The sequence below is a fragment of the Salipiger abyssi genome, from assembly GCF_017311415.1.
Taxonomy (GTDB): domain Bacteria; phylum Pseudomonadota; class Alphaproteobacteria; order Rhodobacterales; family Rhodobacteraceae; genus Salipiger; species Salipiger abyssi_A.
In genome coordinates this window covers 283,299-305,521 of record NZ_JAEKIS010000001.1, presented here as the reverse complement: position 1 = coordinate 305,521, position 22,223 = coordinate 283,299, and the positions used below count along the sequence as shown (strand labels likewise).

At 66.1% G+C, this 22,223-nt stretch carries 17 protein-coding genes; 11 read left to right on the top strand and 6 right to left on the bottom strand.

What is annotated here, in order from left to right; translation table 11 throughout:
- Positions 1-274: 274 nt before the first annotated feature.
- Positions 275-2,056: an aspartate--tRNA ligase gene (gene aspS, locus I6N89_RS01465; RefSeq protein ID WP_207016456.1), complete on the bottom strand. Its 1,782-nt coding sequence runs from the start codon at positions 2,054-2,056 to the stop codon at positions 275-277.
- Positions 2,057-2,234: 178 nt separating this feature from the next.
- Here aspS and I6N89_RS01460 point away from each other — a divergent pair, with 178 nt between their 5' ends.
- The 9 genes from I6N89_RS01460 (at position 2,235) to I6N89_RS01420 (ending at position 13,032) form a co-directional block, all read left to right on the top strand.
- A complete protein-coding gene (locus I6N89_RS01460; protein ID WP_207016455.1) occupies positions 2,235-3,464 on the top strand; it encodes an SAM-dependent methyltransferase in 1,230 nt (409 codons plus the stop codon).
- A gap of 207 nt (positions 3,465-3,671) precedes the next feature.
- Positions 3,672-7,004 carry a carbamoyl-phosphate synthase large subunit gene (gene carB / locus I6N89_RS01455; protein ID WP_207016454.1) on the top strand — a complete coding sequence of 1,111 codons (3,333 nt, stop codon included), beginning with the start codon at positions 3,672-3,674 and terminating at the stop codon, positions 7,002-7,004.
- Positions 7,005-7,136: 132 nt separating this feature from the next.
- Positions 7,137-7,481, top strand: coding sequence for a hypothetical protein (locus tag I6N89_RS01450; RefSeq protein ID WP_207016453.1), 345 nt, complete (start codon positions 7,137-7,139; stop codon positions 7,479-7,481).
- Positions 7,478-7,972, top strand: coding sequence for a hypothetical protein (locus I6N89_RS01445; protein ID WP_207016452.1), 495 nt, complete (start codon positions 7,478-7,480; stop codon positions 7,970-7,972). The genes I6N89_RS01450 and I6N89_RS01445 overlap by 4 nt, the downstream gene beginning before the upstream one ends.
- Positions 7,973-8,041: 69 nt before the next feature.
- Positions 8,042-9,559: a 2,3-bisphosphoglycerate-independent phosphoglycerate mutase gene (gpmI, locus tag I6N89_RS01440; RefSeq protein ID WP_207016451.1), complete on the top strand. Its 1,518-nt coding sequence runs from the start codon at positions 8,042-8,044 to the stop codon at positions 9,557-9,559.
- Positions 9,556-10,671 carry a murein hydrolase activator EnvC family protein gene (locus I6N89_RS01435; RefSeq protein WP_207016450.1) on the top strand — a complete coding sequence of 372 codons (1,116 nt, stop codon included), beginning with the start codon at positions 9,556-9,558 and terminating at the stop codon, positions 10,669-10,671. The genes gpmI and I6N89_RS01435 overlap by 4 nt, the downstream gene beginning before the upstream one ends.
- Before the next feature lie 7 nt (positions 10,672-10,678).
- Complete coding sequence (locus I6N89_RS01430; RefSeq protein ID WP_207016449.1) at positions 10,679-12,022, top strand: S41 family peptidase; 1,344 nt, start codon at positions 10,679-10,681, stop codon at positions 12,020-12,022.
- Positions 12,023-12,085: 63 nt separating this feature from the next.
- Positions 12,086-12,568: an RNA pyrophosphohydrolase gene (locus I6N89_RS01425; protein WP_207016448.1), complete on the top strand. Its 483-nt coding sequence runs from the start codon at positions 12,086-12,088 to the stop codon at positions 12,566-12,568.
- Complete coding sequence (locus I6N89_RS01420) at positions 12,565-13,032, top strand: hypothetical protein (RefSeq protein WP_207016447.1); 468 nt, start codon at positions 12,565-12,567, stop codon at positions 13,030-13,032. The genes I6N89_RS01425 and I6N89_RS01420 overlap by 4 nt, the downstream gene beginning before the upstream one ends.
- Positions 13,033-13,145: 113 nt before the next feature.
- Here the strand turns inward: I6N89_RS01420 and I6N89_RS01415 are convergent, their stop codons facing one another.
- The 4 genes from I6N89_RS01415 to dapE form a co-directional block, all read right to left on the bottom strand.
- On the bottom strand, positions 13,146-14,423 hold the full coding sequence (locus tag I6N89_RS01415; protein WP_207016446.1) for a lytic murein transglycosylase: 1,278 nt from the start codon (positions 14,421-14,423) through the stop codon (positions 13,146-13,148).
- Positions 14,424-14,557: 134 nt separating this feature from the next.
- Positions 14,558-16,864: a ribonuclease R gene (gene rnr, locus I6N89_RS01410; RefSeq protein ID WP_207016445.1), complete on the bottom strand. Its 2,307-nt coding sequence runs from the start codon at positions 16,862-16,864 to the stop codon at positions 14,558-14,560.
- Between the two features lie 94 nt (positions 16,865-16,958).
- Positions 16,959-18,359, bottom strand: coding sequence for a dihydrolipoyl dehydrogenase (locus I6N89_RS01405; RefSeq protein WP_207016444.1), 1,401 nt, complete (start codon positions 18,357-18,359; stop codon positions 16,959-16,961).
- A 106-nt stretch (positions 18,360-18,465) separates the two neighbouring features.
- Positions 18,466-19,614 (bottom strand): succinyl-diaminopimelate desuccinylase, encoded by a 1,149-nt coding sequence (gene dapE / locus I6N89_RS01400; protein WP_207016443.1) that lies wholly within the window; start codon positions 19,612-19,614, stop codon positions 18,466-18,468.
- A gap of 228 nt (positions 19,615-19,842) precedes the next feature.
- Here dapE and I6N89_RS01395 point away from each other — a divergent pair, with 228 nt between their 5' ends.
- Both I6N89_RS01395 and I6N89_RS01390 read left to right on the top strand, forming a co-directional pair.
- Complete coding sequence (locus I6N89_RS01395; RefSeq protein WP_207016442.1) at positions 19,843-20,916, top strand: Hint domain-containing protein; 1,074 nt, start codon at positions 19,843-19,845, stop codon at positions 20,914-20,916.
- A gap of 16 nt (positions 20,917-20,932) precedes the next feature.
- Positions 20,933-21,838: a serine hydrolase domain-containing protein gene (locus I6N89_RS01390; RefSeq protein ID WP_207016441.1), complete on the top strand. Its 906-nt coding sequence runs from the start codon at positions 20,933-20,935 to the stop codon at positions 21,836-21,838.
- On the opposite strand, the gene I6N89_RS01385 is transcribed toward I6N89_RS01390, so the two are convergent.
- Positions 21,835-22,167, bottom strand: coding sequence for a hypothetical protein (locus I6N89_RS01385; protein WP_207016440.1), 333 nt, complete (start codon positions 22,165-22,167; stop codon positions 21,835-21,837). The two genes, I6N89_RS01390 and I6N89_RS01385, sit on opposite strands and share 4 nt — an antisense overlap.
- Between the last annotated feature and the right edge of the window lie 56 nt (positions 22,168-22,223).

The window sequence follows — 22,223 nt, the reverse complement described above, 5'->3', positions numbered from 1 at the left end:
GGGTGCGGTGGGCAGATTGCCCACCCTACGGTTGATCCCGACAGCTTGCGACGGCTCGACAGGGTGAGGCCCCGGATCAGGTCCGGGGCGTGAGCCACAAGAGAAACCCGCCCCGGACCTGATCCGGGGCCTCTGCGGTTCCCACCGGCGCTGTCTCATAGGTTGAGACGCACTCCCGGCACCACGGGTCGCGGGACGGGGTATAGGCGCCACGCCTGACCCCGGCGACCCCGCCCCATCGACAACAAAAAAGGCGCCCGAAGGCGCCTTTTCGTCATTCCTGCGGGATCACCCGCAGTGACAGTTCCATGAGCTGATCCGAGCTCGGCTCGGAGGGCGCCTGCATCATCAGATCCTCGGCGCGCTGGTTCATCGGGAACATGATGACCTCGCGGATGTTCGAGGTGCCGGCCAGCAGCATCACGATCCGGTCGATCCCGGCAGCGCAGCCACCGTGCGGCGGGGCGCCGTACTGGAACGCGGTGTAGAGCCCGGCAAAGCGCTTCTTCACCTCGTCCTCGCCATAGCCCGCCAGCTCGAACGCCTTGAGCATGATCTCCGGCTTGTGGTTCCGGATCGCGCCCGAGACCAGCTCGTAGCCGTTGCAGGCCAGATCGTACTGATAGCCCAGCACCTTTAGCGGGTTGCCTTCCAGCGCCGCCATGCCGCCCTGCGGCATCGAGAACGGGTTGTGCTCGAAATCGACCGCGCCGGTCTCCTCGTCCTTCTCGTAGATCGGGAAATCCACGATCCAGGCAAAGGCGAAACGGTTGGTGTCGGTGAGCCCCAGCTCTTCGCCGATCACGTCGCGCGCCCTGCCGGCCACGCGCTGGAAGCCCGCGGGCTTGCCGCCGAGGAAGAAGGCCGCATCGCCGACGCCGAGCCCAAGCTGCTGGCGGATCGCCTCGGTACGCTCGGGGCCGATATTCTTGGCCAGCGGGCCGGCGGCCTCGATGCCCTCGCCCTGATCGCGCCAGAAGATATAGCCCATGCCGGGCAGCCCCTCTTTCTGGGCAAAGGCGTTCATCCGGTCGCAGAACTTGCGCGAGCCGCCGCTCGGCGCCGGAATGGCGCGGATCTCGGTGCCCTCCTGCTCCAGCAGCTTGGCGAAGATCGCAAAGCCGGAGCCGCGGAAATGCTCGGACACGTCCTGCATCTCGATCGGGTTGCGCAGGTCGGGCTTGTCGGTACCGTATTTCAGCGCCGCCTCGGCATAGGGGATCTGCGGCCAGCTCGCCGGATCGTCGACTTTCGCGCCCTCGCCGAACTCCTCGAAGATGCCCGCGATTACCGGCGAGATCGTGTCGAACACGTCCTGCTGGGAGACAAAGCTCATCTCCATGTCGAGCTGGTAGAAATCGGTGGGCGAGCGGTCGGCGCGGGGATCCTCGTCGCGGAAACAGGGCGCGATCTGGAAATACTTGTCGAAGCCCGACACCATGATCAGCTGCTTGAAGAGCTGCGGCGCCTGCGGCAGCGCATAGAACTTACCCGGGTGTAGGCGCGAGGGCACCAGGAAGTCGCGCGCGCCCTCGGGGCTCGACGCGGTGATGATCGGCGTCTGATATTCGCGGAACCCCTTGTCCCACATGCGGCGGCGCATGGAGGCCACCACGTCGGAGCGCAGGGTCATCGAGCGCTGCATCTCTTCGCGGCGCAGGTCGAGATAGCGATAGCGCAGGCGGGTTTCCTCGGGGTATTCCTGCTCGCCGAAGACCATCAGCGGCAGTTCCTTCGCGGCGCCCAGCACTTCGAGATCGCGCACGAAGACCTCGATCTCGCCGGTGGGCAGCTTGGGGTTCACCAGGCTCTCGTCGCGGGCCTTCACCACGCCGTCGATGCGGATGCACCATTCGCTGCGCACCTTCTCGACCTCGGCGAAGACCGGCGAATCCGGATCGCAGAGCACCTGGGTCAGGCCGTAATGGTCGCGCAGGTCGATGAAGAGGATGCCGCCGTGATCCCGGATGCGATGCACCCAGCCCGAGAGGCGGACGGTCTCGCCGACATTCTCTTTGGTAAGCGCGGCGCAGGTGTGCGAGCGGTAGGCGTGCATGATCTCAGATCCCGATCTGTGCGGAAAAACTAGGCGCCGATACACAAGGGACCGGCGAGGAAGTCAAGGGAAGGGCCCTTGATTTGTCCAGAATTCCGGTCTGAGTTAATCTTCGTTAACGTTTTTACGATTCCAAGCGTTTTGAGTCGATTTGGCAAAACAGGTCACGGGGGTGACGATGTGGAACGCCGTGATGGACCAAATGCTTCGGCGTCTGATCGTGACGGGACGGCTGGGGGTCACCTGGCCGGACGGGTCGCATCGCAGCTACGGCCCCGGAGACGGGCCGCAAGCCAATGTGACGCTGAAGGATGATGGCATAATCAGGGAACTGGCCCTGCGCCCGGTGCTGGCGCTGGGCGAAGGCTATATGGACGGGCGGATCGAAGTGCCGCCGCAGGAGCTCTACGATTTCGTGGCGCTGCTGGTGCGCAACCAGGCGCAGGGGCGAATGCCGGCCTGGTTCAATATCGCGCATGCGCTGCGCGGCTGGCTGCGCGGGGTGGCGCAGCGCAACAACCCGCTGCGCTCGGCGCGCAACGTGCAGCACCATTACGATATCTCGGACGATCTCTACCGGCTCTTCCTCGATGCGGACATGCAGTATTCCTGCGCCTATTTCGCCGATCCGAAGATGAGCCTGGAGGACGCGCAGCGCGCCAAGAAGGCGCATATCGCCCGCAAGCTGCATATCGAGCGCGGCATGAGGGTGCTGGATATCGGCTGCGGCTGGGGCGGGATGGCGCTGACGCTGGCGCGCGACTTCGGCGCGCGGGTCACCGGGGTGACGCTGTCGGAAAACCAGCTGGCCACCGCGCAAAAACGTGCCGAGGCGGCGGGGCTGGCCGACCGGGTCGAGTTCCGGCTGCTCGATTACCGCAAGATCGGCGAACGCTTCGACCGGATCGTCAGCGTCGGCATGCTGGAGCATGTGGGCTATCCGCATCTGCGCGAATATTTCTCCAAGGTGAACGATCTGCTGGAGGATGACGGGATCTCGCTGATCCACACCATCGGCCATGTCTCGCCGCCCGGCGCCACGTCGAGCTGGATCGACAAGTACATCTTTCCCGGCGGCTATATTCCCAACCTCTCCGAGGTCTCGGCGGCGGTGGAGCGCTCGGGGCTCTGGTGTACCGATGTGGAGATCCTGCGCGGCCATTACGGCCCGACGCTGAACCACTGGCGCCAGCGCTTCGAGGCGGCGCTGCCGAAGGTGCGCGAGATGTATGACGAGCGCTTCGTGCGCATGTGGCGCTTTTACCTCGTGGCCTGCGAGGCCACCTTCGAGGAGACGCGGCAGGGTGTGTTCCACCTCCAGCTGGCGCACAAGCAATACGCGGTGCCGACGACGCGGGACTATCTCTATCAGGACCGTCACGGTCACATGCTGCACGCGGCGCAATAGTCCGCGGCTCTCTCCGTCTCTGGATCACCAGAGCGCAGCCAAGAATTTTCGTACGAAAATTCTTGGCTGCGCTGTTGCCGTCTGCTGCACCGATTGGGGTTGCACGGGCATCGCGCTTGTCTATAACGCACGACAATTTGCGGGTAGCGGCGACTCCCCCGCCCGTTGCCCCATGCCTGACGAACGCGCCAGAACAGAGGTCGAAAAATGCCCAAGAGAACCGATATCAAATCCATCATGATCATCGGCGCAGGGCCCATCATCATCGGTCAGGCCTGCGAGTTCGACTATTCCGGCGCCCAGGCCTGCAAGGCGCTGCGCGAAGAGGGCTATCGGGTGATCCTGGTGAACTCGAACCCCGCCACGATCATGACCGACCCGGAACTGGCCGACGCCACCTATATCGAGCCGATCACCCCCGAGGTCGTCGCCAAGATCATCGAGAAAGAGCGCCCCGACGCGCTCTTGCCCACCATGGGCGGGCAGACCGGCCTAAACACATCGCTCAAACTCGAAGAAATGGGCGTTCTGGAGAAATTCGGCGTCGAGATGATCGGTGCCAAGCGTGAGGCCATCGAAATGGCCGAGGATCGCGCGCTGTTCCGTGAGGCAATGGACCGGATCGGGCTGGAAAACCCAGCCGCCACCATCGTCACCGCGCCCAAGAAGGACAACGGCAAGGCGGATCTGGACGCAGGCGTGAAAATCGCGCTGGACGCGCTTGAGGAGATCGGCCTGCCCGCCATTATCCGCCCCGCCTATACGCTCGGCGGCACCGGCGGCGGCGTGGCCTATAACCGCGAGGACTACATCCACTATTGCCGCTCGGGCATGGATGCCTCGCCGGTGAACCAGATCCTTGTGGACGAGTCGCTGCTCGGCTGGAAAGAGTATGAAATGGAGGTCGTCCGCGACAAGGCGGACAACGCGATCATCGTCTGCTCCATCGAGAACGTCGATCCGATGGGCGTGCATACCGGCGACTCTATCACCGTGGCCCCGGCGCTGACGCTGACCGACAAGGAATACCAGATCATGCGCAACGGCTCGATTGCCGTGCTGCGCGAGATCGGCGTGGAGACCGGCGGCTCCAACGTGCAATGGGCGGTGAATCCGGAAAACGGCCGCATGGTGGTGATCGAGATGAACCCGCGCGTGTCGCGGAGTTCGGCGCTGGCCTCCAAGGCCACCGGCTTCCCCATCGCCAAGATCGCCGCCAAGCTCGCCGTTGGCTACACGCTCGACGAGCTCGACAACGACATCACCAAGGTGACGCCGGCGAGTTTCGAGCCGACCATCGACTATGTCGTCACCAAGATCCCGAAATTCGCCTTCGAGAAATTCCCCGGCTCCGAGCCCTATCTCACCACCGCGATGAAATCGGTGGGCGAGGCCATGGCCATTGGGCGGACCATCCACGAGTCGCTGCAAAAGGCGCTGGCCTCGATGGAATCCGGCCTGACCGGGTTCGACGAGGTGGAGATCGACGGCGCGCCCGAGAAATCCGCCGTCATCAAGGCGATCTCCCAGCAGACCCCCGACCGCATGCGGACCATCGCCCAGGCGATGCGCCACGGTCTGAGCGATGACGAGATCCACGGGGTCACCATGTTCGACCCCTGGTTCCTCGCCCGGATCCGCGAGATCGTCGAGGCCGAGGAAGAGGTCCGCGCAAACGGCCTGCCGCAGGACGAAGACGGCATGCGCGCGCTCAAGATGCTGGGCTTCACCGACGCGCGGCTGGCCAAGCTCACCGGCTTCTCGGAAAAGGACGTGCGCAAACGCCGCGTCGGCCTTGGTGTCACCGCTGTCTTCAAGCGCATCGACACCTGCGCCGCCGAGTTCGAGGCGCAGACCCCTTACATGTACTCCACCTATGAGATGCCCATGATGGGCGAGGTGGAATGCGAGGCACGGCCCTCGGACAAGAAAAAGGTCGTCATCCTCGGTGGCGGCCCGAACCGGATTGGGCAGGGCATCGAGTTCGACTATTGCTGCTGTCACGCCTGTTTCGCGCTTACCGGCGCGGGCTACGAGACCATCATGGTCAACTGCAACCCCGAGACCGTCTCGACCGATTACGACACCAGCGACCGGCTCTATTTCGAACCGCTGACTTTCGAGCATGTCATGGAGATCCTCCGCGTCGAGCAGTCGAACGGAACGCTGCACGGCGTGATCGTGCAGTTCGGCGGCCAGACGCCGCTGAAGCTCGCCAATGCGCTGGAGGCCGAGGGCATCCCGATCCTCGGCACCACGCCCGACGCCATCGACCTTGCCGAAGACCGCGAGCGGTTCCAGGCGCTGATCAACCAGCTCGGCCTCAAACAACCCAAGAACGGCATCGCCTCCACCGACGCGCAGGCGCTGGCCATCGCCGAGGAGATCGGTTTCCCGCTGGTGATCCGCCCGTCCTACGTGCTGGGCGGCCGCGCGATGGAGATCGTGCGCGACATGGCGCATCTGGAACGCTACATCAAAGAGGCCGTCGTGGTCTCCGGCGACAGCCCGGTGCTGCTCGACAGCTACCTCTCCGGCGCGGTCGAGCTCGACGTGGACGCGCTCTGCGACGGTGAGGCGGTGCATGTGGCGGGCATCATGCAGCATATCGAAGAGGCCGGCGTGCACTCGGGCGATTCAGCCTGCTCGCTGCCGCCCTATTCGCTCTCGGCGGATGTGATCGGTGAGATCAAGACCCAGACCGAAGCGCTGGCCAAGGCGCTGCATGTCGTGGGCCTGATGAATGTGCAATTCGCCATCAAGGCGGGTGAGATCTATCTCATCGAGGTCAACCCGCGCGCCTCGCGCACCGTGCCCTTCGTGGCCAAGGCGACGGATTCGGCCATCGCCTCCATCGCCGCGCGGATCATGGCGGGCGAAAAGCTCTCCGCCTTCCCGCTGCGCGCGGGCTACCCGGCGGATGCGGATTACGACACCGACCTGCCCATCGCCGACCCGATGACGCTCGCCGACCCGAACATGCCCTGGTATTCGGTGAAAGAGGCGGTGCTGCCTTTCGCCCGTTTCCCCGGCGTCGACACGATCCTGGGGCCGGAGATGCGCTCCACCGGCGAGGTCATGGGCTGGGACCGCTCCTTCCCGCGCGCGTTTTTGAAGGCGCAGCTCGGCGCCGGCACCCATCTGCCGACCGAGGGCGCGGTGTTCTTCTCGATCAAGGACGAGGACAAGACCCCCGAGATGACCGAGGCGGCGCGTGTGCTCTCGGATCTGGGCTTCAAGCTGGTCGCGACGCGCGGCACGGCGGCCTTCTTTGAGGGCGCGGGGCTGAGCTGCGAGGTGGTCAAGAAGGTCTATGAGGGCCGCCCGAACGTGGTGGACCTGATGAAGGACGGCGGCATCCAGCTTGTGCTGAACACAACGGAGGGCGTAGCGGCGGTGGAAGATTCCCGCGAGATCCGCTCGGTCGCGCTCTACGACAAGATCCCCTATTACACGACCGCCGCAGGCGCCCATGCGGCGGCGCTGGCCATGAAGGCGCGTGAGGAGGGGGAGCTGGTGGTGAAAAGCTTGCAGGGGTGAGGTGTTGCTTCTGTTTTCCTTGACTTAAACGGCAGGGTAACGCTTTCTGGACAAAATGTTGCCGAACTTGTGTTTGAAACATAGATCTGTCTAGATACGAGACGGAATGCGCTTCATGCGCACGGGGTAGAAATGAGCTCGACAGCGCTAAAATCAGCATCATGGCAATTGAGTAGCCAGAAAGAACCTCTGAAAAGGCGGTTCTCTGCTCCTTCGATTGCGTTCACGCGAAATATTGTTACGGCTAAGCACTCTTACGAAGATGCTGTGGAAACAGCGACACAAACGAGTTTGAAAGCTCTCATCAAGGGGATGCTTGTACTTCGAGAAGAAAAGCGAATCTCAGATCAACAGTTCGCTGATACTCTCGAAACCTTGCTTGCGTCTTATATTGAGAATGAAGTTCGTTCGAGGGTTGAAGATGTCGTGTCTCGGAAACTCGATGAAGTCATAGCTCAAAGGCTTTCTGTGCTTTGACCGAAGATCGAGAACCTGCTTCAAGCTCAGATGCGGCGACTGATGACGATCCACAGCTTGTTCTAAGATCCGCCGCTTCTGATGCTGGCGGTGAGTCTAACAGAGAGGATCAGCCGGAGCTTCCCATCCCTCCAGAGGTTTTGGAGAGTCTTCCTGAGCCTATGAGGCATCAGGTGAGGGAGACATTTGGCATACTATCGGCCGGCCCAGCAAGGAATCCGGTAGCAGAGAAAGTCACTCCTGAGCACATCTCTCAACTGATTGCTAATGATGAAGCAGACAGTGTCCGCGAGTATGAAGAGAGAGCCTCCTCAAGACGTTATACCCTAGTGTATGTGGTCCTTGCGATCTTGGCATTCTTTGTTCTTGCGTTCACCTTCGCAAAAGATAACCCCGACTTATTCAAGCAAATACTGGCATTCTTTGCGACGTTTGGGGCAGGTTTCGGCGCAGGTTGGGGTTTTACTGCAGCAAAGCAAGGAGCGGAGTAGCTTCCCCTCCACATCCCCCATCCGACCTGCTAAACCGCCCCTGACCTGCCGTTCAGAAGGGCTCCTCCCATGACCACGCCGAAACCCGTTGTCCTGACCATCCTCGACGGATGGGGCCTCCGCGACGAGACCGCGTACAACGCCCCCAAACTCGCCAATACCCCCACCATGGACCGGCTCTACGCCACCTGTCCGCATGCCACGCTGGTGACCTTCGGGCCGGATGTGGGGCTGCCCTCCGGGCAGATGGGGAACTCGGAAGTGGGCCATACCAATATCGGCGCCGGGCGCGTGGTGGCGATGGATCTGGGCCAGATCGACCTCGCCATCGAGGACGGCTCCTTCTTCGACAACGACGCGATCAAGGCTTTTGCCGCCAGGGTGAAGGACGCCAGCGGCACCGCGCATCTAATGGGCGTGGTCTCGGATGGCGGCGTGCACGGGCATATCGAGCATATCAAGGCGGCGGTGAAGATGATCACCGATCTGGGCTGCACCGTCGTCGTGCATGCCATCACCGACGGGCGCGACGTGGCGCCAAAATCGGGCGAGGGTTTCGTCAAGGTATTGGCCGAGAGCCTGCCCGAGGGTGCCAGCATCGGCACGGTGATCGGGCGCTACTACGCCATGGACCGCGACAACCGCTGGGAGCGGGTGGAAAAGGCCTATGATGCGATGGTCCTCGGCAAGGGCGAGACCGCGCCCGACCCGGTGACGGCGGTTTCCCAGAGCTATGCGCAGGACGTGACCGACGAATTCGTGCTGCCCACGGTGATCGGCGATTACAAAGGCGTGATGCCCGGTGATGGGCTCTTCTGTCTCAACTTCCGCGCCGACCGCGCCCGCGAGATCCTCAAGGCCATCGGCGAGCCGGGCTTCGACGGGTTCGAACGCGAGAAACCCGAGCTCAGCGCGCTGCTCGGCATGGTCGAGTATTCCACCGATCACAATGCCTATATGGCCACCGCCTATCCCAAGCGCGAGATCGTCAACACACTGGGCGAATGGGTGGCCAAGCACGGGCTGACGCAGTTCCGCCTGGCGGAGACCGAGAAATACCCGCATGTGACCTTCTTCCTCAACGGCGGCAAGGAAACGCCCGAGAAGGGCGAGGATCGCTTCATGCCGAAATCGCCCAAGGTGGCGACCTACGATCTGCAACCGGAGATGTCTGAGCCCGAGGTGGCGGAGAAATTTATCGAGGCGATCGACAAGGGCTATGACCTTATCGTCACCAATTTTGCCAACCCCGACATGGTTGGCCATACCGGCGATCTCGACGCGGCGATCAAGGCCTGCGAGGCGGTCGATGACGGGCTCGGCAAGGTGGTGGCCGAGCTGGAGAAGGTCGGTGGCGCGATGATCGTGATCGCCGACCACGGTAATTGCGAGACGATGTGGGACGACGCGACCAACGGCCCGCACACCGCGCATACCACCAATCTGGTGCCGGTGATCCTGTTCGGCGGGCCCGAGGGCGCGACGCTGCATGACGGCAGGCTCGCCGATGTGGCGCCGACGCTCTTGCAGCTGATGAACCTGCCGCAGCCCGAGGAAATGACCGGGAAGAGCCTGATCTCCTCGTGAAACGGCTGGTGCTGATCCTGTCGCTGCTCGCCACGCCGGTCCTCGCGCAGGATTCGGCGGAGGCCGCGCGCGCCGCCGCGAAGGCGCTGGAAGAGGCCTCGGTGCAGCTCGACGAGGCAGAGAGCGCGCGCGACCGGGTGCGGGCGCTGACCCGCACGGTGCAGGCCTATGAGGCCGGGCTCGCCGCCATGCGCGAGGGGCTGCGCGACGCGGCGATCCGGGAGACCGAACTGTCGCGCCGGCTGCAAAGCCAGGAGGGCGAGATCGCGCAGTTGCTGGGGGTGCTCTCCAGCATGGGCGGCAAGGCGGCGCCGGCGGCGATGCTGCATCCGCAGGGGCCGGTGGGCGCCGCGCGGGCGGGAATGATGCTGGCTTCGGTGACGCCGGGACTGACCGCCGAGGCGCAGCAACTGCGTGCCGATCTTGACGAGGTGAGCGCGCTGCGGGCGCTGCAACAGAGCGCGGCGGAGACGCTTCAGGAGGGGCTCTCCGGGGTGCAGCAGGCGCGCACCGAGCTGAGCCAGGCGGTGGCCGACCGCACTGACCTGCCGACGCGCTTCACCGAGGATCCGGTGAAGACGGCGATCCTGATCTCCTCTACCGAGACGCTGGAAGGCTTTGCCAGCGGCCTATCCGAGATCGCCGATAACGAGGTACTGACCAACCTGCCGCCGATGGGCGACCGCAAGGGCACGCTGGAGTTGCCGGTGCAGGGCGAGATCCTGCGCCGCGCCGGCGAGACGGATGCGGCGGGGGTCACCCGACCGGGCATCGTGATCGCAACGCACCCTCAGGCGCTGGTCGCTGCCCCCACCGCGGCGACGGTGCGCTACAGCGGGCCGCTGCTCGACTACGGTCTGGTGACGATTCTCGAACCGCAGCCGGATCTGCTTTTCGTCTTCGCCGGGCTCGACACAGTTTACGGCCACGCCGGCGAAGTTTTGCCCGAAGGCAGCCCTGTAGGGCTGATGGGCGGCGGCGCCGACGGGGACAATCCGTCACCATCTGTTGATGGGGGTGGCGCTGGACGCACGGAAACGCTCTATATAGAGGTCAGGCAGGGCGATGTACCCGTGGACCCGCTGACGTGGTTCGCAAGCGACAAGGGATGATATGGGCATGAACAAGTTTCTGATGGCCGCGCTGGGCGGCACGGTCGCAGGCGTTGTCGCGACCACGCAATTCGTCGGCCCGCTGCTGGCGCAGGAATCGGCACGATCGACCTCCGTTTACGAACAGCTCGATCTTTTCGGCGACATCTTCGAGCGCATCCGCGCGCAATATGTCGAGGAGGTGGACGAGGGCGAGCTGATCGAGGCCGCGATCAACGGCATGCTCACCTCGCTCGATCCGCATTCCAGCTATCTGGCGCCGGACGATGCCGCCGACATGCGCGTGCAGACGCGCGGCGAGTTCGGCGGGCTCGGCATCGAGGTCACGCAGGAGGACGGGTTCGTCAAGGTCGTCTCGCCGATCGACGACACCCCCGCTGCCGAGGCCGGGATCGAGGCGGGCGATTTCATCACCCATGTCGACGGCGAGTCGGTGCTGGGCATGACGCTCGACGAGGCGGTCGATCTGATGCGCGGGCCGGTGGGTTCCGAGATCGTCATCACCGTGGTCCGCGAGGGCGAGGAAGAGCCCTTCGAGGTCTCGATCATCCGCGACAAGATCAAGCTGACTGCCGCCCGCACCCGGCTCGAGGGCGACACGGTGGTGTTGCGCGTCACCACCTTCAACGACCAGACCTTCACCCAGATGTCCGAAGGGCTGGCCGAGCGCATCGAGGAGGCCGGCGGGCTCGATCAGATCAACGGCGTGGTGCTCGATCTGCGCAACAACCCCGGTGGTCTGCTGACCCAGGCGATCAAGGTGTCCGATGCCTTCCTCGAAAAGGGGGAAATCGTCTCCACCCGTGGCCGCAACCTCGCCGAGGGCGAGCGCTACAACGCCTCCGAGGGCGATCTGAGCAGCGGCAAGCCGATGGTCGTGCTGATCAATGGCGGCTCTGCCTCCGCTTCCGAGATCGTCGCCGGCGCGCTTCAGGATCATCGCCGCGCGGTGGTCGTGGGCACCAAGAGCTTTGGCAAGGGCTCGGTCCAGACGGTGATGCCGGTGCGCGGCGACGGTGCCATGCGGCTGACAACGGCGCGCTATTACACGCCGTCGGGCCGCTCGATCCAGGCGCTGGGCGTCTCGCCCGACATCGTGGTCGAACAGCCCCGCGCCCGCCCCGAGAGCGAGGAAGACGACGCGCCCGCGAACCCGTTCAGCCGCTCCGAGGCCGATCTGCGCGGCCGGCTCGACAATGACAGCCTGAGCGAAGAAGAGATCCGCCAGATCGAGGAAGACCGCGCCAAGGCCGAGGCCTCCGCCGCGCTGCGCGAAGAGGATTACCAGCTGGCCTATGCCATCGACATCCTCAAGGGTCTGAGCGTTCTCGAGACCGAGCAACAGCAATAAGCGCGAAGGGCGGGGCAGACCCCGCCCTTTTCCATTTTCCGCCAGCGATTTGACGAACAGGCCATGACCCCCGAAGAGATTGCCCGACTGCCCTATCGCCCCTGCGTGGGGGTGATGCTCGTGAATGCCGATAACGAGGTCTTTGTCGGCCAGCGCATCGACAGCGAAGAGCCCGCCTGGCAGATGCCGCAGGGCGGCGTCGACAAGGGCGAGGCGCCGCGCGACGCGGCGCTGCGCGAGCTCTGGGAAGAGACCGGTGTGCCCGCCGATCTGGTGACGGTCGAGGCGGAATCCGACGAGTGGTATCCCTATGAGCTGCCGCATCACATCGTGCCGCGCATCTGGAAGGGGCGCTACAAGGGGCAGGAGCAGAAATGGTTCCTGCTGCGCTTTCACGGCAGCGACGATCAGGTGAATATCCGCACCGAGCATCCGGAGTTTTCCACCTGGTGCTGGCTGGCACCCGACGAGGTGGTGAGCCAGATCGTGCCGTTCAAGCGGAGTGTCTATGAAAAGGTGCTGGCCGGGTTCCGGGATCACCTTTGATCCGGGCGCTTGGTCTGTCACTGGCGCTGTCGGCCCTCGCGCAGCCTGCGCTGGCGCTGAGCTGCGCGCCTGCGAATGTCATCCAGGATTTCGCCAATGCCGCCGCCTCGCCGGACAACTGGGTCGTGGCCGATGGCGCGCTGAGCTTCGATCCGGCGCTGCTGCCGCCCGCCGGGCCGGACCGGGCAGAGAGCCCGGCCAGCTTTGCGGCGCGGTTCGCCGGGATGGGGCTGGGACATGACGGGTTTACGATCCCCTTCGATTGGACGGTGACGGTGCAGCTCACCTGCGCGGCGCATTGGTGCGGCAGTATCGCGCCGGGCGACTATCTCGCGTTTCTGAAACAGGGTGCGCATGGCTACGAGATGATCGTGGGTCCGTGCCCTGCCTATGTGCACCGCGATCCGACCGAGGCGCAGAAGGCGGCGGTTCTGCGCTGTTTCAGGCAGGGCGGTTGCGACTGACCCCCGCCCCGGACTTGATCCGGGGCCTCTCCCTCAGGCCCCTTGCTCCGTTCTGGTGGAGAGCATGAGGCCCCGGATCAAGTCCGGGGCGGGAACTTTTTACCGAACCGCCGCTACCGCAACGCGTCCAACACCCGCAGCGAGGCATAGCCGTCCGGCACCGCGCCGGTGCTCTTCTGATACCCGCGCACCGCGTCGATGGTGAGCGGCCCGATCCGCCCGTCGATCTTTTCCGGATCGAACCCGGCATCGCGCAGCCGCGTTTGCAGCTCCATCCGCTCATCAAGGGTCAGCGCCCGGTCCTCGCGCGGCCAGCCGTGCCGGATCGGGACGCCGCCCATGATCCGGTCGCCGAGATGGCCGACCCCGATCACATAGGCATCGGCGGTGTTGTAGCGCTCGATCACCGCGAAATTCTCGAAGATCATGAAGGCCGCGCCCAGATGCCCGCCCGGCAGCAGGATCGAGGACGGCCCATGATCGGCCACCGGCTTGCCATCGGTCCCCATCACGCCCAGTGCCGCCCAGTCCGATGGCGTCTTTTCGATCTCGCGATCGGCGAGCGTGTAGTCGAACCCCTCCGGTAGCGTCACCTCGACGCCCCAGGGCATGCCCTTCTGCCAGCCGTTCTCGCTGAGATAATTCGCCGCCGAGGCCAGCGCGTCGGCGGGATCGTCCGACCAGATGTCGCGCCGCCCGTCGCCGTTCCAGTCCTCGGCCAGCGCCAGGAAGGACGAGGGCATGAACTGCGTGTGCCCCATGGCGCCGGCCCAGGAGCCTTTCATATTCGCGGCCACCGTGTCGCCGTTTTGCAGGATGGTCAGCGCGTCCAGCAACTGCCCCTCGAAGAAGGCCCCGCGCCGCGTGTCATAGGCCAGCGTCGCCAGTGACTGGATCACCGGATCGTTGCCGCGATAGGTGCCAAAGGCGCTCTCCAGCCCCCAGATCGCCAGCACCGCCTGCTTGTCGACGCCATATTTCGCCTCGATCCGGTCGAGCAGCGCGCGGTGCTCGGCAAGCGCCTTTTTGCCCGCCGCGATCCGCGCCTCCGAGGCGGCGCTGTCGAGATAGACCCAGAGGGTCTTGGTGAATTCGTTCTGGTTGCGGTCGCGCTTCACCACCTCGGGGTCGTAGTCCACATCCCGGAACGCCGCGTCGAAGGTGCTGGCGGAAATGCCCTTCTCCAGCGCCCGGACGCGGAAACCGGCGATCCAGCCGCGGAAGCCGGCGGCGCCCTTGACGCCCTGCGGCACCTGTGTGGCGCTGCCCTGCGTCGACAGGAAGGGCCGCGCGCTGGGGCGCAGCGATTCCTCCGGTGCGCCGTCGCCGGGGGCCGCCGCAACACCCGCCGCCCACAGGCTCATGAAAATGCTCAGGATCCGCGTTCTCATGGCGGTTGCTCCTCTGGTTGCCTCCGCCATAGGCTACCCCGAAAGCCGGTTTTTGCGAAGCGCCCAGACGCGGCGGGCGCGGTTTCCCGCCATCGCCCGTACCGCAGATCCGCCAGCGCGGTCTTACCCGGAGCTCAGCGCTTCGTTGCCCGCTGCCGCGTGACCTTGCGCTTGACCTTGGCGTCCTTGCGTTTCGCCTTGGCCTCCTTGCGCCGGGGCGGCCCGCCGGGTTTGCCCCGGCTGCCGGGCCGGCGCCCGCGCGAGGGCCGCCCGGTGCCACGGCCCTGCGGCAGCTCGGCATCCTCCAGCTCGAGGATCTCCAGCCCGATGCCGCCGGTCACCGGCGCCGCATCGGTCAGCCGCACCCGCACGCGCTGGCCCAGCCCGATGACGATGCCGGTATCGGCGCCCATCAGCGTGCCGGCGTCGCGGTCGAAATGGAAATACTCGTTGCCGAGATTGCGGATCGGCACCAGCCCGTCGGCGCCGGTCTCGTCGAGCTTCACGAAGACCCCGAACTTGGCGATGCCGCTGATGCGCCCGCCGAATTCCGCGCCGATCCGGTCGCTGAGATAGGCGGCGAGATAGCGGTCATTGGTGTCGCGCTCGGCCATCATGCTGCGGCGCTCGGTGTCGGAGATATGCTGCCCGATCTGCTCCAGCCGCTCGATCTCCTGCTCGGAGAGCCCGTCATCGCCCCAGCCATGCGCGGTGATCAGCCCGCGATGCACGATGAGGTCGGAATAACGCCGGATCGGCGAGGTGAAATGCGCGTAATTCTGGAGCGCCAGGCCGAAATGGCCGAAATTCTTCGGCGAGTAATAGGCCTGGGTCATGCTGCGCAGCGTGGCGATATTGATCAGCTCCGCCTCGTCCTTGCCGGCGGCGTCATGCAGCAGCTTGTTGAGATGCGCGGTCTTCAGCACCTGCCCCTTGGCCAGCGTCAGCCCCGCTGCGTCGGCGGTGTCGCGCAGGGATTCCAGCTTGTCGGCGGGCGGCTCCTCATGCACGCGGAAGAGCAGCGGCGTCTTTTTCGCGATCAGCGTCTCGGCGGCGGCGACATTGGCGAGGATCATGAACTCCTCGATCAGCTTGTGCGCGTCCAGCCGCTCGACGAAATTCACCGAGGTGACCTTGCCCTCGTCGCTCAGCACCACCTTGCGTTCGGGCAGCTCCAGATCCAGCGGCTGGCGCCGCTCACGCGCCGCTTTCAGCGCGCCATAGGCGGCAAATAGCGGCTTGATCACCGGGTCGAGCAGCGGGCCGGTCTTGTCGTTGGGCTCCCCGTCGAACGCCGCCTGCACCTCCTGATAGGTCAGCGAGGCGGGCGAGCGCATGAGCCCGCGCACGAACCTGTGCGACTTCTTGTTGCCCTCGGCATCCACCACCATGCGCACGGCGATACAGGCGCGCGGCACACCTTCGTGCAGTGAGCAGAGATCGCCCGACAGCCGGTCGGGCAGCATCGGCACGACGCGGTCGGGGAAATAGGAGGAGTTGCCGCGCGTCTTTGCCTCGCGGTCGAGCTTAGAGCCGGGCGTGACGTAATAGGCCACATCGGCGATGGCGACCCAGATGATATGGCCGCCCTCGTTCTTCGGGTCGTCGTCGGGCTCGGCGAAACAGGCGTCGTCATGGTCGCGCGCGTCGGCCGGGTCGATGGTGACCAGCGGCATGTCGCGCAGATCGGTGCGACCGCTCAGCCCCGCCGGTTTCTTGCTGTCGGCCTCTTCCAGCACATCGGGCGGGAAATCGTCGGGGATGCCGTGCTGGTGGATCGCGATGAGCGACACCGCCTTGGGCTCGGACGGATCGCCCAGCCGCAGCACGATGCGCGCCTTGGGCAGCCCCATGCGGGTGGCGCGGGGGCCGGCCTGCTCGGCCTCGACAAGCTCGCCGTCCTTGGCGCCGTGGGTGGCGTCGGGGCCGACGATCCATTCCTTGTCGGCGCCCTTGTCGATGGGCAGGATGCGCCCGCCCTCGGCATCCTTGCGGAAGATGCCCACCACCTTGCGTGGGCTGGCGCCGATGCGCCGGATCAGCCGCGCCTCATAGTTGTGATCCGCCTCGTGCACGACCTGAAGCCGCGCGAGGATGCGGTCGCCCTCGCCAAGCGCGGGATCGGTGGCGCGCGGCACAAAGAGCACCGTGGGTTCCACCCCCTCGCCATGCCATTCCAGCGGCTGCGCAAAGAGATCGCCATTGGCGTCCGGCGCCTTCATCTGCAACACGCTCACCGGCGGCAGCCGGTCGGGGTCGCGATAGGTCTTCTTGCGTTTTTCCAGATGGCCCTCGTGCTCGAGCTCCTTCAGCAGGCGCTTGAGGTCGATCCGCGCGGCGCCCTTGATCCCGAAGGCCTTGGCGATGTCGCGCTTGGAGGTCAGGGTCGGGTTGGCGGCGATCCAGTCGAGGATATCCGGTTTTGTCGGCAGTTTGCTCATGGCCCTGAGCTAGCACGCCGCCGCGCCGCCGTCATGGGCAATCTCGATACTGGCGTCGGCGCGGTGGCGCTTTTCGGCGGGTGCGCGGCGCGCCTCAGCCGCCCGGTGGGCTGCCTGGATCCTGATCGCCCGAGAGATGCAGCGGCACGGCGCGGCAGATCTCCTTCAATGCGCCGCGCAGCCCCTCCTCCAGCGTCGGGTGATAGAAGGGCATGCTCAGCAGCTCCTCCGCCGTCAGCCCCTGCTGGATGGCCAGCGCCAGAAGGTGGCCCATGTGATCGGCGCCCGGGCAGAACAGGTCGGCCCCGATCAGCCGCCCGCGCGGCGCGGCGGCATAGATCCGCGCGACGCCGGTATTCTCGTCATCGACGCGGGCGCGGCCCTGCGAGCTGTAATCGGCAGTGCCGATCTTGGCGCTCTCGTCCGGGCCCTGGCCGATGCTGACCAGCGGCGGCTCGGTGAAGGTCAGCGACAGCGGCACCCGGCGGGCAGAGCGCACCACCGCCGGATAGGCCACCGCGTTGCGCCCGGCGATGGCGCCCTCGTCCGAGGCTTCGTGCAGCACCGGGTGCATGGCGTTGGCATCGCCCGCCATGAAGATCGGTGCCTCGCCGCATTGCATCGTCGCCTCCGAGAGCTCGGGCATGCCCTTGTCGTTCAGCTTGAGCCCCGTCGCCTCCAGATTGAGCCCCTTCAGGTTCGGCGGGCGGCCAGTGGCGACCAGCACCCTGTCGAAAAGCGCCGACTGCCCGTCCCAGTCGATCCGCACCTTGCCACCCTCTTCGGAGGGCTGCGGATCGCTGCCCAGATGCAGCGCCATCTCCTGCGCCATCGCGTCTTTCAGCACGTCATGCACCCGCTCGCAGCGCATCTGCGCCAGCCGCTCCGCCCGGTCGAAGACCGCGACCCGCACGCCCAGCCGGGCCATGGCCTGCGCCAGTTCCAGCCCGATCACGCCCGCGCCGATCACCGCGAGGCTCTGCGGCAGGTCGTCGAGCTCGAACACCGTCTCGTTGGTCAGCGTCAGATCTCCGAGCGCGCGATAGGGGCCGGGCACCATCGGCGCCGAGCCGGTGGCGATCACCACCGCCTTTGCCGAAACGCTGCGCCCGTCATCCAGCTCCAGCGTGGTGGCCGAGGTGAACTGCGCGCGGGCGCGGATGCAGGTGCCCTCGGGCAGCCGGTCAAAGCCCTTGCGGGTGCCGGCGACAAAGCGGTCGCGTTCTTCCCGGACCCGCTTCATCACCGCGCGCCCGTCGACCGAGACCGGCCCGGTGCCGATGCCGAACACCCCGGCCTTGCGCGCGCCATGCGCCGCCCGGCCCGCCGCGATCAGCAGCTTGGAGGGCATGCAGCCCACGGTGGCGCAGGTTGTGCCGGCGAATTCCGGGTCGATGAGCAGGGTGCGCGCGCCGTGTTTGCGGGCGTTGTGTTCGGCGGAAATGCCGGCGGTCCCGGCCCCGATCACCGCCACGTCACAGGTCAGATCGGCCATGATGTCCTCTTTTCCCTATCAACTAGCGGCAGAGTGCCCCGCGACAACGGCGCCGGAAACGGCAAAGGTGTCTTGCCGCCTGCGACAGGAAGACCCAGGCGGCGGCTTAGCCGGCGAAATACTCCCGCAGGATCCGCGTGTAGATCGCCTTGAGCTGGCGGATCTGCTCCACGGGGACGGATTCGTCGACCTGGTGCATGGTCTTACCCACGAGGCCGAATTCCACCACCGGGCAGTGATCCTTGACAAAGCGCGCATCCGAGGTGCCGCCGGTGGTCGACAGCTCGGGCCGGCGCCCGGTTTCCGCCGCCACCGCGCCCGAGACCAGATCCGAGAGCGGCCCGGGCGGGGTGAGAAAGCTCTCGCCCGAGATCTTGATCGCGACCTCGGTCGTGGTGCCGAATTCCGCATCGAGTTTTGCCGCCTCGTCCTTGAGCCAGTTGCTGAGGCCCGCACCGGTATGGGCGTCGTTGAAGCGGATATTGACCGTGCCGCGCGTCTGCGCCGGGATCACGTTGGTGGCCGGGTTGCCGGTGTCGATGGTCACCACCGCCAGCGTCGAGGCGTCGAAATGCGCGGTGCCCTCGTCGAGCGGGTGCGAGGCGAGCCGGTCCATCAGCCGCGCCATGGCGGGCATCGGGTTCAGCGCGCGATGCGGATAAGCGGCATGGCCCTGCCGCCCGGTCACGGTGAACCAGGCGTTCATCGAGCCGCGCCGCCCGATCTTTATCATCTCGCCCATCTCGCTGGGGCAGGTGGGCTCGCCCACCAGGCAGACCGACATGCGCTCGCCCTCGGTCTCCATCCAGTCGAGCAGCGCCACGGTGCCGTCGACCGCGTCGCCCTCCTCGTCGCCGGTGATCGCCAGCACCAGCGCGCCGTCGGGCGGCGTGTCGCGGACGAAATCCACCGCCGCCGCCGCAAAGGCCGCGACGCCCGATTTCATATCGGTGGCGCCGCGCCCGTAGAGGATGCCGTCGCGTATCTCGGCACCGAAGGGATCGGCGCTCCAGGCGGCCAGATCGCCGACCGGCACCACATCGGTGTGGCCGTTGAAGCCGAAGCTCTTCGCATGGCCCTTGTCGCCCCAGCGTGCAAAGAGATTGGCGATGCCACCCCGGTCGACCCGTGTGCAGACAAAGCCCGCCCCCTCCAGAAGCGTCTGAAGCAAGCTCAGCGCGCCGCCCTCCTCGGGGGTGACCGAGGGGCAGCGGATCAGGTCTGCGGTCAGTTGGACGGGGTCGGTTGCGGTCATCTGGTCTGTCTCCGAAAGCTCTCATGCGTTGGCTACCGCGCCACGCGGCGAAGGGCAAATGTCATGAAACCCCGCGTAGCCGGGACAGCCGGTTGCGTTGCGCCCCCTTACGCAAGGGGAAGGGGTGTGCTATCAATGCCTTAATAAAGAACAGGCAGAGCAGGCCGCTGGCATGTCCCGCAGGAGCGAGGAACAGGGCCGCGGAGAACAGGGCACCGGGAAAACCGCATGAGCTGGATCGCCATCGCGGGCGGCGAACGCCGCTGGACCGACGAGCGCGTTTTCGACGCCGCTCTGCGCCCGCGCGACCAGCTGCTCTCTCGCGGCTCGCTGCTGATCGAGACGCGGCTTTCGGCGGAGGGGAGGCCGCAGACCCTGCTCTCCTACGAGCGCAGCCATCCCTGGCCGGGGGCGCTGTCGTTGCAGGCGCTGCCCGGCGGCAGCATCGTGCTGATCGTCAGTCAGGGCGCCGATGTGTTCCACACCCTGCTCGACTATCCGGCGGATGCGCGCACCGATGTGCTGCGGGTGACCTATAGCTGGGATTCGACGCAGCGTTGGGGCCGGCTGGCGCTGGAACGTCCGGAAAGCGACACCGTGGCTTTGCGCGAGACCCCGCCGCCGCCGCCGCTGGTGCTGGAGGATATCTATACCATGGTGCGGCGCCCGCAGCTCTGCCGCACCGATCCGGATGTGGTGTATTTCGCGGTCTCCGACGAGATCGAGCCGGTAGGCCCGATGCCGGCGCTGGTGGGCGATATTCCGGTGGCCACGCCGCAGGGCGCGCGGCAGGTGCGGGATCTGCGCTGCGGCGACACCGTGCACACCCGCGACAGCGGCGTGGTGCCGGTGCTGCACCGGGCCAGCCGGGTGGTGCCGGCGCTGGGCTCGTTCCGGCCCATAAGACTGCGTGCGCCCTATCTGGGCCTGCGCCGCGACATCGTGGTGACGCCGCATCAGCGGCTGGTGATCGGCGGCTCCGAGGTCGAATACATGTTCGGCCGCGAGGCAGTGTTGGTGCCGGCGCTGAGTCTGGTCAACGGCTTTGCCGCCGTCGAGGAAGACGGCCCGCTGACGATGCGTTATCACAACCTGCTGCTGCCCGCACACGATGCCTTCATCGCCGCCGGCGCGGCGCTGGAAAGCCTCTATGTCGGGCGCCTGCGCCGCTATCGCGACCGGGTCGCCGCCTCGGTGCTGGCAGAGTGCCCGGCGGGGCTTTTGCCCGAGCAGCACCGGGCGGGCTATCAGGTGCTCGGACCCTTCGAGGCGATCACGCTCGCCGAGGCGCGGGCGGCCTGAGCCGCGTGTTTCCGCCATGACCGTGCCCGACCTCGCCGCCATCCACTCTGCCCGGATCGCCGCCGACGGCAGGGTGACGGAGACCGGCCAGCCCGGGCTGCGCTTTCCCTATTGGAGCTTTACCAAGACGGCCATCGCCATCTGCGCCCTGGCTCTGGCGGAGCGCGGCGCGCTCGACCTCGACGCGCCGGTCGCGAGCGCAGCCTATACGTTGCGCCAACTGCTGGCGCATACCGCCGGTCTGCCGGATTACACCGGGCTTGAGGCCTATCGAAAGGCGGTCAATGCGGAGGAAGACCCCTGGTCGCGTGACCTTCTGCTGGACCGTGTGCTGGCGCAGGGTCCGCTCTTTGCGCCGGGGGAGGGCTGGGCCTATTCCAACACCGGTTACATGCTGGCGCGGGAGCATCTGGAGGCGGTATCGGGGATGGGCTTTGCCCGGCTCTTCGAGATGCTGATCGCTGAACCGTTGCGGCTCGAAAGCGTCGCTCTCGCCACCACGCGTGCGGAATTCGCGCGGCTGCACTGGCCGGCGGCGGCGCGCTACCATCCGGGCTGGGTCTATCACGGCTGTCTGACCGGCACCGCGCGCGACGCGGCACGGCTGCTGCACGGGCTGTTCTCGGGGGCGCTACTGGGGTCGGACGCGTTACGGCAACTGCTGGAAACGCGGCCTTTGGGCGGGGCCATCGGGGGCCGACCGTGGAGCGAGGCGGGCTATGCGCTGGGGCTGATGAGCGGGCGGTTCGGTGCCTGTGGACGGGCCATCGGCCATAGCGGCGGCGGACCGTTCAGCGTGAACGCGGTCTACCATTTCCCCGATCGCGCCCGTCCGCTCACCGTCGCCAGCTTTGCCGCCGGCAGTACCGAGGGCCGGGCCGAACACGCGGCGGCGCGGATCGCCGGCTCCGGGGCGCCCTAGTCTTCGTTGAAGAACGGCGTGATCTGCGCCACGATCACCGAGTTTTCCTCAAGCGCGCGCGCCATGAGTTCCTGCTCGTCCGCCTCGATCTCGTGGCCCTGGGCGCGGCGCTCTTCCTCGGTGCCGTAGCCGGTCACGTCGAGCGGCGACAGCTCTGCCTGTTTCAGGATCGCCACGGTCTCGCGCACCGCTTCGGCCTCGTCGACGCCGCTGGCATAGCACATCAGCGCCGCGCCGGTGGCGCCTTCGGGCAGCCCGTCGCCCGCCTTGCGGCCGACTTCGACCAACAGGGTGTAGACGCGCTGTCTGGATGGTTTCTTTGCCGCCATGGCCGTGTCTCCCGCGATTGCGGGCGGGATGCGGCAGGGCGCGTGCGCTGTCAAGC

Coding starts and splice junctions, on each gene's coding strand:
- I6N89_RS01385 (WP_207016440.1), bottom strand. CDS start 22,167: ATGGCGGCAAAGAAACCATCCAGACAGCGCGTCTACACCCTGTTGGTC.
- I6N89_RS01460 (WP_207016455.1), top strand. CDS start 2,235: ATGTGGAACGCCGTGATGGACCAAATGCTTCGGCGTCTGATCGTGACG.
- I6N89_RS01425 (WP_207016448.1), top strand. CDS start 12,086: ATGACCCCCGAAGAGATTGCCCGACTGCCCTATCGCCCCTGCGTGGGG.
- dapE (WP_207016443.1), bottom strand. CDS start 19,614: ATGACCGCAACCGACCCCGTCCAACTGACCGCAGACCTGATCCGCTGC.
- I6N89_RS01405 (WP_207016444.1), bottom strand. CDS start 18,359: ATGGCCGATCTGACCTGTGACGTGGCGGTGATCGGGGCCGGGACCGCC.
- I6N89_RS01390 (WP_207016441.1), top strand. CDS start 20,933: ATGACCGTGCCCGACCTCGCCGCCATCCACTCTGCCCGGATCGCCGCC.
- I6N89_RS01395 (WP_207016442.1), top strand. CDS start 19,843: ATGAGCTGGATCGCCATCGCGGGCGGCGAACGCCGCTGGACCGACGAG.
- rnr (WP_207016445.1), bottom strand. CDS start 16,864: ATGAGCAAACTGCCGACAAAACCGGATATCCTCGACTGGATCGCCGCC.
- carB (WP_207016454.1), top strand. CDS start 3,672: ATGCCCAAGAGAACCGATATCAAATCCATCATGATCATCGGCGCAGGG.
- aspS (WP_207016456.1), bottom strand. CDS start 2,056: ATGCACGCCTACCGCTCGCACACCTGCGCCGCGCTTACCAAAGAGAAT.
- I6N89_RS01450 (WP_207016453.1), top strand. CDS start 7,137: ATGAGCTCGACAGCGCTAAAATCAGCATCATGGCAATTGAGTAGCCAG.
- gpmI (WP_207016451.1), top strand. CDS start 8,042: ATGACCACGCCGAAACCCGTTGTCCTGACCATCCTCGACGGATGGGGC.
- I6N89_RS01415 (WP_207016446.1), bottom strand. CDS start 14,423: ATGAGAACGCGGATCCTGAGCATTTTCATGAGCCTGTGGGCGGCGGGT.
- I6N89_RS01430 (WP_207016449.1), top strand. CDS start 10,679: ATGAACAAGTTTCTGATGGCCGCGCTGGGCGGCACGGTCGCAGGCGTT.